General features: G+C 36.0%; 11 protein-coding genes. 6 read left to right on the top strand and 5 right to left on the bottom strand.

Annotated elements, in window-relative coordinates; translation table 11 throughout:
• The first annotated feature begins 26 nt into the window (after positions 1 to 26).
• On the top strand, positions 27 to 2,297 hold the full coding sequence (locus H593_RS0106380; protein WP_028871683.1) for an aminotransferase class III-fold pyridoxal phosphate-dependent enzyme: 2,271 nt from the start codon (positions 27 to 29) through the stop codon (positions 2,295 to 2,297).
• An 86-nt stretch (positions 2,298 to 2,383) separates the two neighbouring features.
• Here the strand turns inward: H593_RS0106380 and H593_RS0106375 are convergent, their stop codons facing one another.
• On the bottom strand, positions 2,384 to 2,686 hold the full coding sequence (locus tag H593_RS0106375) for a type II toxin-antitoxin system RelE/ParE family toxin (RefSeq protein WP_028871682.1): 303 nt from the start codon (positions 2,684 to 2,686) through the stop codon (positions 2,384 to 2,386).
• Positions 2,683 to 2,925 (bottom strand): type II toxin-antitoxin system ParD family antitoxin, encoded by a 243-nt coding sequence (locus tag H593_RS0106370; protein WP_028871681.1) that lies wholly within the window; start codon positions 2,923 to 2,925, stop codon positions 2,683 to 2,685. The genes H593_RS0106375 and H593_RS0106370 overlap by 4 nt, the downstream gene beginning before the upstream one ends.
• 111 nt (positions 2,926 to 3,036) lie before the next feature.
• On the opposite strand from H593_RS0106370, the gene H593_RS0106365 reads away from it, so the two are divergent.
• Positions 3,037 to 3,999, top strand: a complete 963-nt coding sequence (locus H593_RS0106365; protein WP_037051646.1) for a Fic family protein — start codon at positions 3,037 to 3,039, stop codon at positions 3,997 to 3,999.
• Between the two features lie 4 nt (positions 4,000 to 4,003).
• Here H593_RS0106365 and H593_RS0106360 read toward each other — a convergent pair whose 3' ends face one another.
• Together H593_RS0106360 and H593_RS0106355 are read right to left on the bottom strand one after the other, a co-directional pair.
• Positions 4,004 to 5,959 carry a YgiQ family radical SAM protein gene (locus tag H593_RS0106360; RefSeq protein WP_028871679.1) on the bottom strand — a complete coding sequence of 652 codons (1,956 nt, stop codon included), beginning with the start codon at positions 5,957 to 5,959 and terminating at the stop codon, positions 4,004 to 4,006.
• Between the two features lie 213 nt (positions 5,960 to 6,172).
• Entirely contained in the window at positions 6,173 to 7,804 is a 1,632-nt protein-coding gene (locus H593_RS0106355) for an ABC-F family ATP-binding cassette domain-containing protein (RefSeq protein WP_028871678.1), read from the bottom strand.
• Positions 7,805 to 8,206: 402 nt separating this feature from the next.
• Between H593_RS0106355 and rplM the strand changes: the two genes are divergently transcribed.
• The 4 genes from rplM (at position 8,207) to tsf (ending at position 11,302) form a co-directional block, all read left to right on the top strand.
• Positions 8,207 to 8,662: a 50S ribosomal protein L13 gene (rplM, locus tag H593_RS0106350; protein WP_028871677.1), complete on the top strand. Its 456-nt coding sequence runs from the start codon at positions 8,207 to 8,209 to the stop codon at positions 8,660 to 8,662.
• The gene (gene rpsI / locus H593_RS0106345; RefSeq protein ID WP_028871676.1) at positions 8,662 to 9,048 is read left to right on the top strand and encodes a 30S ribosomal protein S9; all 387 of its coding nucleotides are present in this window, start codon (positions 8,662 to 8,664) and stop codon (positions 9,046 to 9,048) included. Before rplM ends, rpsI begins: the two co-directional genes overlap by 1 nt.
• A 263-nt stretch (positions 9,049 to 9,311) precedes the next feature.
• Complete coding sequence (rpsB, locus tag H593_RS0106340) at positions 9,312 to 10,241, top strand: 30S ribosomal protein S2 (RefSeq protein WP_028871675.1); 930 nt, start codon at positions 9,312 to 9,314, stop codon at positions 10,239 to 10,241.
• A 95-nt stretch (positions 10,242 to 10,336) separates the two neighbouring features.
• Complete coding sequence (tsf, locus tag H593_RS0106335) at positions 10,337 to 11,302, top strand: translation elongation factor Ts (RefSeq protein WP_028871674.1); 966 nt, start codon at positions 10,337 to 10,339, stop codon at positions 11,300 to 11,302.
• A 102-nt stretch (positions 11,303 to 11,404) separates the two neighbouring features.
• On the opposite strand, the gene H593_RS0106330 is transcribed toward tsf, so the two are convergent.
• The gene (locus H593_RS0106330) at positions 11,405 to 12,511 is read right to left on the bottom strand and encodes a T9SS type A sorting domain-containing protein (RefSeq protein ID WP_028871673.1); all 1,107 of its coding nucleotides are present in this window, start codon (positions 12,509 to 12,511) and stop codon (positions 11,405 to 11,407) included.
• Positions 12,512 to 12,608 lie beyond the last annotated feature (97 nt).

The following is a 12,608-nucleotide window of genomic DNA, read 5'->3' as shown; positions in this document are numbered from 1 at the left end:
AATTTAGCACGAGCAAAACCCACCAAATGCTAAACACCATCAAACCTTGGTTCAATTTCGAAATCGTAGAACTTAAAAAACTCAACGGTTACGACAACGTCAACTATTTATTAAAAACAGAGACCGACAACTACATCTTTAAAACATACTTATTTTCTGAGGACATGTTGGCTTTAGTTGAAGCAGAAAATAGCGTATTACAAACGCTAAAAAAAGACCAATCCTTTCCTGAACCCATCCCTTTTAAAACTGGTGACTTTTTAAAAATCACGACTATTAATGGTGTAAAAACGATTTGCAGGTTACTCACGTTTCTGGAGGGTACTTTTTTAGGGGATGCAACACATACGCCTGAGTTATTAGAATCTATTGGTCGGTTTACTGCACAGATGGATCTCCAATTATTAGAAATCAACAATTATGTTTTAAAAGCGAGAGCGTGGGAGTGGGATTTACAATACCTACATCTTAATAAAAAATACATCCACGACATTGAAGTGGCAAGCGATAGACACTTGGTGTCTTATTTCTTTCAGCAATACGAATTGCACGTCACGCCAATCCTTCCAGATTTACGGAAATCTGTCATTCATAATGATGTTAATGAGTGGAATGTTTTAGTAACAAACAACACCGTTTCCGGACTTATCGATTTTGGTGACGTCACCTATTCACCATTAATTAACGAATTAGCTATTGCGATAACCTATGCCTGTTTTGATAAAACGAAACCTTTAGAATGGGCAATCCATGTCATAAAAGGCTATCATGAGGTGCTTCCGTTAGAAGCAAAAGAATTAGAGATTCTGTATTATTTGATTGCTGGTCGCTTGTGTACGAGTGTTTGTAATTCGGCACATGCAAAAAAAACAGATCCTGATAATGTGTATGCTTCCGTTAGCGAAAAGAATGCCTGGAATATGCTGTTTCGTTGGTTAACGATTAACCCAATTCATGCAAAAAGCGAATTCTTGAAGGCAGCACATTTCCGAAGTGAAACACCAAAACCCATAAACGACCACATTGCAAAACGTCATAAAGTGTCCAGTCCTATTTTGTCGTTAAGCTACGATGAGCCGATTTATATGGTTGGTGCTGCGTTTCAATATATGTATGATGGTTATGGGAATACGTTTTTGGATGCTTATAATAATATTCCGCATATTGGACATGCGCATCCAGAAATTACGAAAATAGCATCGCAACAAATCGCAACCTTAAACACGAATACCAGATATATTTTTGATGCGTATTACGACTATGCTGAAGCTTTACTGTCTAAATTTCCTGAGGCATTAGACACGGTGTTTTTCGTAAATTCTGGAAGTGCTGCGAGTGATTTAGCAATGCGATTGGCTCATGCGCACACCAAACACGATACCATTATGATCATGGAACATGGGTATCATGGCAACACGCAAACGTCTATTGATATTAGTCATTACAAATACAATAATAAGAAAGGTCAAGGCCAGAAACATCATATTATAGAAACTGCTATTCCTGACACCTACAGAGGTCAATACACGACTAATGATGGTTCTGCTGGAAAAGCTTATGCGCAAGATGCCATCCAGCAAGTTGAAAACAGCGACACACCAATTGCTGCTTTTATCACAGAACCTGTTGTGGGTTGTGGCGGACAAGTGCCTTTAGCAAAAGACTATTTAAAGCATGTGTATCCAGCAATTAGACAACAAGGCGGAATTTGTATAAGCGATGAAGTGCAAACAGGTTTCGGACGTTTAGGCGATCATTTTTGGGGATTTGAAGCGCAAGAGGTGGTTCCTGATGTTGTGATTTTAGGGAAACCCATCGCTAATGGTCATCCCATGGGAGCAGTCGTCACCACAAAAGCCATTGCCGAATCGTTTAGTAAAGGTGTTGAGTTTTTCAGTTCTTTTGGAGGTAATCCTGTCTCTTGTAAAATCGCGTTAACGGTTCTCAAAGAAATTGAATCTAGTCAATTACAACAAAATACGAAAGTAGTTGGTGACTATTACCAATCGCTTTTCAACACACTAAAAGAGAGATACAATTGTATTGGTGATGTGAGAGGTTCTGGATTATTTATTGGTGTGGAAATCGTCCAAGACAATTCTATAGAACCCAATACAGAATTAGCACATCACATTAAAAACGAATTGCGAAATCGCTACATACTTATTAGTACCGATGGTCCGCATGATAGTGTAATTAAAACAAAACCGCCCTTGTGCTTTACGAAAGCGAATGCGAAGTTGGTTGTGGATACTATGGCGTCTGTTTTGGAAGGGTATTATGAAAATAGGGTTTAGGTTTTCTTCGGAAATGGGAAAACATATATGATAGTATCAAATGATACTATGAAAAAATTTAAATTATCACTCCAAGTGCTTTTAGCTTACTTCAATCGATTTTTAACGTCCATTCTTTGATGCAGATTTCTAACAATTTCAATGGATTTATTATCTGTTTTTCTATAAAATATGAGGTGTGATTTTATTTTTGTTACGCGATAATTTTTTCGAGCTTGTTCTACAGACTTTCCACTTAAATAATTTTCAGATATAAATTCAATCTCACCAATAATTAAGGCGTAATATCTGTCTGCTTGCTTTTTAGACCATTTGTGAAGTGTGTAAATCCAAATGTTGTTTAAATCAGTAATCGCTTGTTGACTTATGCGATACTTAGTTTTACTCATGAGTTTTGAGTATGAAGTTTGGCTAGATTTTCTTTTGGGTTGAAATCTTCAACAAATCCACTTTCCTCACCAACTTCAAGCGCTTTAATAAGTTCTCGTTCTTTTTTTTCTTCGCTTTCTAATAATCGTAATGCAGAACGAATAACCTCACTTACAGAACTATATCTTCCAGATTTCACTTCGTGACTAATAAATTCTTCAAAATAATCTCCTAATGATATTGACGTATTTTTTCCCATTTTAAAAACCCTTTACTCAAATGTACCAAATCTTGGTAACGTTTGCAAATTAAACAGGCTATCTATTTAAATCAATTAATAGTACCTTTGATACTATCAAATGATACTATCATGCAAAAGCCACCATATGAGATTACTTCTAAAATTCTAAAATTAATCACTTCAATTTCAGAAAAAATTGGTGAGATAAATGCAAACTATATAAACAAACCTTCTCCTACTCTAAGAAAACAGAATAGGATAAAAACCATTCATTCCTCGCTACAAATAGAGGGTAACACCTTAACCGAAGCGCAAATAACTGCCCTACTTGAGAACAAAAAAGTGATTGGTCCTAAAAAAGATGTCGCAGAAGTATTAAACGCTATTTCTGTTTACGAGAATTTAAAGAATTACAAGCCAAACAGCGAAGCATCTTTTTTGAAAGCACACAAAACGCTAATGAAAGGTTTGGTTCAAAAACCCGGAACTTACAGAACCGAAAGTGTTGGTATAGCAAAAAACAATAAAGTAGAACGTATTGCACCTCCTTTTGAGAATGTAAGGTTCCTGATGAAAAATCTTTTCGATTATCTAAAAAACGATGCCGATATTGAATTGATAAAATGTTGTGTGTTTCATTATGAATTAGAGTTTATTCATCCTTTTCTTGATGGCAATGGTCGCATGAGTCGTTTGTGGCAGACGTTGATATTAATGGATAAATATCCAGTTTTCGAGTTTTTACCTTTTGAGAACTCCATAAGTAAAGACCAAGAAAGTTATTACAAAGTTCTAGGAGAATGTGATAAGTTGGGTAAATCAACCAGATTTATTGAGTATATGTTAGACATCATAAATACGTCAATAAATGATTTACTTGAATTTACCAATAGAATCTTTAGTGCCGAAGATAGACTGCAACATTTTGTAACTCTAAACAAAACCAAGTTTTCAAGAAAAGATTATATGGCAATTTTTAAAGATATTTCTTCAGCAACTGCAAGTCGAGACTTAAAAAAAGGTGTCGAAATGAATCTATTTAAAAAGACAGGAGAAAAAAATAAGACGATGTATTTACGTTCAGAAACGTAAAAACCTACCGCCTCTTCTTATGACTCTTAAACTTAGCTTTATCCTTTCGTTGATTAAAAGGAATCGCATCATTATAGGTATTCTTCGCCTCACCTGTAGGTTTGTTTTTACGCCATTTTTCCGCTTTTTCTGGAAGAAGAACTTTGAGTAAATCTTCGCGACCTAATTTGTTCAAGGTCTTTCTAATCCACGCTTTATTTTCTTCTTTATACCAAAAGAAAAAACGATGTTGCTCATCTTTCTCTTTTTGCGATATTGGCGTACTTACCTTTTTAAGCGTGTAAGGATGATAACCACTATAGTAAATAACAGTTGCTACTGTCATAGGTGTTGGTGTAAATCCTTGTACTTGCTCTAATTGGAAACCCATATCTTTAGTTTCGGCAGCAAGATTTGCCATATCCTCAACTTCACAAGCAGGATGATTTGATATAAAATACGGAATCAACTGTAAGTTTAAACCCTTCTTAATATTAATCTTATCAAAACGTTCCTTGAACTTATGGAAATAGCTAAATGACGGTTTACGCATCAATTTCAACACAGGATCACTCGTATGTTCTGGAGCTACTTTCAATCGACCAGAGACATGATTAGTCATGACCTCTTCAGTATAGTCATCTAACTCTTTTGGGTCAGCGTTTTTATTAAACTCTGGCACTAACATATCGTGACGAATACCAGAACCAATAAATGATTTCTTTACTTTTGGATGACTATCAACCGCTTTATATAAATCGGTTAAAGGCTTATGAGACGTATCTAAATTACTACAAATTACTGGCGAAATACAACTAGGAGCTACACATTTATCGCAAATAGATTGGACTTTACCTTTCATCTTATACATGTTGGCACTTGGACCTCCAATATCAGACAAATACCCTTTAAAATCTGGCATATTTGCAACCGTATCGACTTCACGCAATACAGATTCCTGACTACGAGAGGCTATAAATTTACCTTGATGTGCAGATATCGTACAGAAACTACAACCACCAAAACAACCACGATGTATGTTGATGGAAAACTTAATCATTTCATAAGCAGGAATTGGTCCACGCTTATTATATTTTGGGTGAGGCATTCGTGTGTAAGGCAACTCGAAAGACCCATCAATTTCAGCTTCTGTCATTGTAGGACAAGGCGGATTGATCATCAACGTCTTATCACCTACCTTCTGAAAAATTCGTCGTGCAGCTAACTTATTAGACTCCTGTTCAATAACTTTAAAGTTAGACGCATACTTTTTCTTATCACTTAAACACACTTCATGAGAAGCGATTTCAACATCTTCCCAATTACTGTTTTTAGGGATTTTTGCATCAGCATTCAATAAAACTGCGGTTTGTTTAACCGTTGTAATACTAGAAAACGGAACTCCTTTTTGCATCAAACGCACAATTTCACGAAGCGGTTGTTCTCCCATGCCATACACCAACATGTCTGCTTTAGAACTTTCTAAAATGGTTGGCATAAGGGTATCACTCCAAAAATCATAATGCGTCACACGACGCAAAGACGCTTCAATCCCTCCAATTAAAATGGGTGTATCCGGGAATTTATCTTTTAAAATATTAGAATATACAGTGGTGGCGTAATCTGGTCTAAACCCAATCTCTCCATTTGGCGTATAGGCATCTTTATCTCTTCGCTTCTTGTTCGCATTGTAATTACTAAGCATCGGATCCATACAACCTCCAGTAACTCCAAAAAATAATTTTGGAATACCGAGCTTTTCAAAATCCTGAAGATTATCAGTCACACAAGGTTGCGGAACAATTGCGACACGCAATCCATAACTTTCTAAAATACGCCCAATAACAGCAGGACCAAACGAAGGATGATCTACATAAGCATCGCCACTAAATAGGATGACGTCAAGCGCATCCCAACCGCGTATCTTCACCTCTTTGTTTGTGGTAGGTAACCAATCTGAAAGTTGTAATTCTTTTTGCATAAGATTGCAAAAGTAATCAAAAATAGGCTTCTATATAATATTGGAAATTTATTTTGGGTGTTAGCACAAGGGTTGCGCTTTCCGTTGCAAGTCCTCGCTCGTGCTCCGCTGTGAGCTTTCCACTGCAACTGGGAAGTCATCACGATTTCTTTCTAGATAGTCTGTGTAAGTAATCCCTAACGCAAGACATCGCTTAAACTGGTAAACTACCAACTACAAATCCAAACCTTTTAGACTTTCTACACGATTCCTTATTAAGAAATCATCAATCGTTTCAAAATGTTCAATCACACGTTGCTCCTTAAACTCAAATACTTTTTTAGAAAGCCCTTGTAGAAAATCACGATCGTGAGAGACTAGAACAAGCGTCCCATCAAAATTTTGAAGCGCTTCTTTAAGGACATCTTTAGATTTTAAATCTAAGTGATTTGTGGGCTCATCAAGAATCAGCAAGTTTACCGGCTCCAATAATAACTTCACCATCGCTAGTCTGGTTTTTTCACCTCCAGAGAGTAACCCTACTTTTTTATCAATCTCATCGCCTTTAAACATAAAGCGACCTAATATATTTTTAATTTGTGTGCGCACATCGCCTTTAGCGACGTCATCAACCGTTTGAAAAATCGTTACATCCTCATCTAGCAAGGCAGCTTGGTTTTGGGCAAAATAACCCACCTTAACATTATGACCTAAGTCACAGGTGCCATCGACATCAATTTGACCTAAAATGGCTTTTATCATTGTCGACTTCCCTTCACCATTTCGTCCTACAAAACAAACTTTCTCACCTCTGGCAATAGACATATTAGCATTTTTAAAAACCGCATGGTTGCCATAAGATTTAGACACGTCTTTTACGGTTACAGGATAATCACCAGAACGCTGTGTTGGCGGAAAACGCAATTTGAGTGCAGACGTATCCACATCATCAATTTCAATAATCTGTAATTTTTCAAGCATGCGCTCACGAGACGTCACTTGGTTTGTTTTTGAATAGGTCCCTTTAAAGCGGTCAATAAACGTTTGATTATCGGAAATAAATTTTTGTTGCTCTTGGTAGGCTTTGATTTGGTGTACGCGTCTATCTTCACGTAATTGCAAGTAATGCGTATACTTCGCTTTATAGTCATAAATACGTCCCATTGTCACTTCAATCGTACGATTGGTAATGGTATCGATAAAGGCGCGATCGTGAGAAATCACCACGACTGCATTGGCTTTATTTACCAAGAAATCCTCTAACCATATCACAGACTCAATATCTATATGATTGGTAGGCTCATCTAATAAAATCAAGTCTGGCTTTTGAAGTAAAATTTTAGCGAGTTCAATTCGCATGCGATAACCTCCTGAAAACTCATTAGTTTGTCTTGAAAAATCAGTTTGCCTAAACCCTAACCCTTTGAGTGCTTTTTCAACTTCAGCATCGTAATTTACATCTTCTAAAGCGTAATAGGTCTCTCCCAAATCTGATACACGCTCAATAATCTTCATGTACTCATCAGACTCATAATCGGTTCGGGTTTCGAGCTGTTTGTTGAGATGGTCCATCTCATCACGCATCTCAAACACATGGCGAAACGCTTTAGAGGCTTCTTCAAAAACAGTTGTATCATCTTCAGTTAGTAAATGCTGCGGCAAATAGGCTATGATGGCATCTTTTGGCGTTCTCACGTTTCCGCGTGTTGCCTTTTGAACACCTGCAATAATTTTCATCATTGTTGATTTTCCTGCACCATTTTTTCCCATTAATGCAATTTTATCATCTGCATTAATCGTAAATGATACGTCACTAAAAAGTGTTTGACCACTAAACTCAACTGCTAAATTATCTACTGAAATCATCTAAAACTATTTAAAGCGGTAAAACTAATAAAAGTGCTTAGCAGAATTGCGCAAATAGTAAAATATCTAAATCAATTTTAAAAAATAACTTAAGAGTTGATATTTCCGAAGTAAAAGCAAAACAAATTAATAGCGCTCTTTGATTATGCGAACTCCATAGTTATAGAGATGCTTACAATACCAAAACATCCATAAATCAAAATAAAAAATCATATGCAAGCGATAGACCTACTAGAGAGCAAAAAAAAATAGAACGTTATACTTTAACTCACATTCATATTTTACCATAAAATATGTGTTCACACTATTTGGTAATCAAATATATAATCGTAAATTTGCAAACTCTTTTCGAGAGAGAAAGTTTAACCGCCTGTCGTGCACAGGCAACTAATATCAATAAGTGTGGACACAATAAGCTACAAAACGATTTCAGCAAACAAGGCTACTGTTAATAAAGAGTGGGTTTTAGTTGACGCTGCAGATCAAACGCTAGGTCGTTTATGTTCTAAAGTAGCAATACTTTTAAGAGGTAAACACAAAACAAACTTCACACCACATGTTGATTGTGGCGATAACGTGATTGTTATCAATGCAGAAAAAATCAACTTATCAGGAAACAAGTGGAATGACAAAACGTACATTCGTCACACAGGTTACCCGGGTGGTCAGAGAAGTTTAACTGCGACTGAATTGTTTGGAAAAGATCCAGCAAGAATCGTGGAAAAATCAGTAAAAGGAATGCTCCCTAAAAATAAATTAGGTGCAGCTTTATTCCGTAATTTAAATGTTGTTGTTGGCGCGGCTCATACCCATGAAGCTCAAAAGCCAAAAGCAATAGACTTAAACAAAGTTAACTAATGGAAGTAATTCACAAAATCGGTCGTAGAAAGACGGCTGTTGCTCGTGTGTACCTTGCTGAAGGAAAAGGCAAGATCACGGTAAACAAAAAAGACATGGCGGATTATTTTACGACTGCAACACTGCAGTATAAAGTAAACCAACCTTTAGTCATGACTAACAACGATGGCAACTTTGATATTACAGTAAACGTTTTTGGTGGTGGCATTACAGGCCAAGCTGAAGCGATCCGTTTAGCATTATCTCGCGCTATGTGTGAGATTGATGCAGAACACAGACTAATATTAAAGCCAGAAGGATTATTAACTAGAGACCCACGTATGGTTGAACGTAAGAAGTTCGGTCAGAAGAAAGCAAGGAAGAAATTCCAATTCTCGAAACGTTAATCCTATTCCTTTTTATTATTCTGGAGTTTCTTCGGAATATAAAAAAATTAAAAAGCTGTTCTGGTCGACGATCAGAACAGCTTTAAATTACAACAATGCTGCAATTATGTTCAGCATACAGTAAACATCCTGAAATACATTTAGGATTATATTAAAGAGATCCCGAAACGAGTTCGGGATAAAGTTTAGCATCTAAATGATTAAGGCGAGCGCAAGCGACCACTTAGTCATTGCTAATTTAACAGAACGTAAACGATTACAACATGGAACAAGTACAAGTTAAAGACTTATTAGAAGCAGGTGTGCACTTTGGTCACCTAACAAGAAAGTGGGATCCAAACATGGCGCCTTACATTTATATGGAACGTAATGGTATCCATATTATCAACCTCTACAAGACACAAGCAAAAATTCAAGAAACTGGAGAAGCACTTCGCAAGATTGCAGCTTCTGGAAAGAAAATCTTATTTGTTGCTACAAAAAAACAAGCGAAAGATATCGTTGCTGAAAAAGCAGAAAACGTAAACATGCCTTACATTACAGAAAGATGGCCTGGTGGAATGTTAACGAACTTCATCACCATTAGAAAAGCTGTTAAGAAAATGGCTATGATTGATCGTATGAAGAAAGATGGTACATTCAACTCGCTATCTAAAAAAGAACGTTTACAAGTCGATCGTCAAAGAGCAAAATTAGAGAAGAATTTAGGTTCTATATCTGATATGACACGTTTACCTGGCGCTATATTTGTTGTTGATATTAAGCGTGAGCATATCGCGATTAAAGAAGCACAAAAATTAAAAATTCCAATCTTCGCAATGGTCGATACAAATTCTGATCCTCGTGAAGTAGATTACTTAATTCCTGCTAATGATGATGCTTCTAAGTCCATTGAATGCATTATGGCTGCAGTAGAATCTGCGGTTGCAAGTGGTTTAGCTGAAAGAAAATCTGACAAAGCTGATAAAGACGCTAAAAGTGAGAAATCAACAGCAGCTAAAAAAGAAGTAAAAGCTGAATCTAAAGATGACGCAGAGGTTGAAGCGAAAGCGGAACCAAAGGTTGAGGCTAAGGCTGAAGCAAAAGTTAAAGCAGAACCTAAAGTTGAAGTGAAAGCAGAGCCTAAAGTTGAGGAAAAAGCTGAACCAAAAGCTAAAAAAGAAGCACCAGCTGCATCTAACGAAGAAGAATAAATCAATAATTATACAATATAGATAAGTCGTTTAGTTGTTTTCTTCGGAAATTTTAAATTAAACGACTTTTTTAAATTTTAAAACATTTTGAAGTTATGGTAAAAGTAACAGCAGCAGAAGTAAATAAATTAAGACAAGCTACAGGTGCAGGAATGATGGACTGCAAAAAAGCCTTAGTTGAAGCAGAAGGAGATTTCGACAAAGCGATCGATGTACTTCGTAAAAAAGGACAAAAAGTTGCAGAAAAAAGAGCCGACAGAGATTCATCTGAAGGTGCAGCAGTAGCAAAAATAAATGATGACAACACTTCTGGTGTTGCTATCGTATTAGGATGTGAAACAGATTTCGTTGGAAAAAATGAAACCTTCGTAGCATTAGCTAGCGATTTAGCAGATATCGCATTACACCACGATACAAAAGAAGCGTTTTTAGCTGCTGATTTTGGTGGAATGACAGTTGCTGATAAACTAATTGAACAAACTGGAGTTATTGGTGAGAAATTAGACATTACTTCTTTTGAAAAATTAGATGCACCTTACGTAGGACAATATGTTCATATTAATAAGATTGCTGCTTTAGTAGGTTTATCTGCCAAAGTTGATAATGTAGAAACCTTAGTAAAAGACGTGGCAATGCAGGTTGCTTCTATGGGAGCATCTTCATTATCATATAAAGATTTCGATCCTGCTTTTGTTGCTTCAGAAACTGAAGCTAGAATTGCAGTTATTGAAAAAGATAATATCGAGTTAGGACGTTTAGGTAAAACATTGAAAAATGTACCTAGCTATATTTCTATGGCACAATTAACTCCAGAAGTTATTGCTGAAGCTGAAGATGCTGCAAAAGCAGAATTAAAAGCAGAAGGTAAGCCAGAACAAATATGGGACAGGATTTTACCTGGTAAAATGGAGCGTTTCATTTCTGATAACACAACTTTAGATCAAGAACAATGTTTATTAGATCAAAAATTTATCAAAGATGATAAGCAAACTGTTGCTCAGTATGTTGAAACTTATGGTGACGTTGTTGTTACTGGATTTAAACGTGCTTCAGTAGGATAACAAATTCTTTTTTTGTCGCTAAGCGAATACAAGAACAAGCATAAAAAACCACTACTCTTAAAAATAAGATGTAGTGGTTTTTTTTTGGTCTAAGACATCTTATTATTCCTTTATCAATTTTTCTGTAAAAATACCTTTCTCAGTATAAATCATAATGGTATACATACCAGAAGAAAACCGAGAGATTTCAATTTTAGATTTATTTTTCAAATTATTATAAGCTTCGCGCTTTACTTCATTCATTTTAAAATCAAATATTACAATCTCACTTATTTTATTTGAGTCATCATTTAAAGTAACTGTAACATTATTTTTAGAAGGATTAGGGAAAACTCTAACTTCTTCTTGATTCATACCTTTAGTTAGAATTAAAACTCCACCACCACTGCCATCATTATTCACAGTAACCGCTAAATTTTTATAATCTCCTCTTCCACATCTATTTTCTCCTTTGACGACAACTAATCCATCATCTGGTCCAACTAGGGTATAAACTATTTCTTCTGTTTGACTTTGAGTAATCCACCACTTTGTAGGGTTATTAGTATTTGACGGAGATACTCTAAAATTACCAGGCAAATACCACTTATATGATGTTGCACCACCTGTGGGAGCACTAATATAACTTATAATATCGCCATAAGGTGGATTAGCAGTACCATTTAAATATGATGGTTTTGCTGGTTTTCCTACCCAAATTTCTTTGTCAACAGATTGACCATTATTAAAATGAGCTCTTACCCAACCTTGGCTCCTAGCATCGGCTGAAGAATTGACTGTAACCGAATTAACATTTGTATTAGAAATATTTAAATTTGAAGAGGTGCTCCAAAAACTCACATTTCCTGGCACTTTACAAATTGAATTAATAGACACCTGAGCAGATTCTCCATTACATACAATTGTTTTGTTAACCGTTAGCGCATTTGAATCTATTGGAAAATGAGGTTCTTGAGGGTTACCTGCCAATTCTTCAAACAACCAATTGACACTATTTGCGTTGAAGCTCGTATGTTGTGTGTTATTCTCTTCTCCATAAAAACTGTCAAATGGAGTGTCTCCTTCACATATTAAATTATAATTTAATTTAGTTGACCAAGATTGATTTGGACTTTTATGAGCTAAAGCTGAAAATGTAGGTATAAAAGAATTAAGTGGCTCATAGGCTCGTGTCTCCCAATAATCGCTTCCTAAACCAGCAAACCACAAATTAAAATTATCTCCAGGATATTCCCAAAATGAACCTCCTGGCGAAGTATCATCTAAAGGCTGAGTTCCCGTTATTGCTTCATAAACCTCTTGTTGT

Source organism: Psychroserpens burtonensis DSM 12212 (assembly GCF_000425305.1).
In the GTDB taxonomy this organism is placed as follows: domain Bacteria; phylum Bacteroidota; class Bacteroidia; order Flavobacteriales; family Flavobacteriaceae; genus Psychroserpens; species Psychroserpens burtonensis.
The sequence above is the reverse complement of the archived record's forward strand: the minus strand, read 5'-3'. Positions and strand labels throughout refer to the sequence as shown.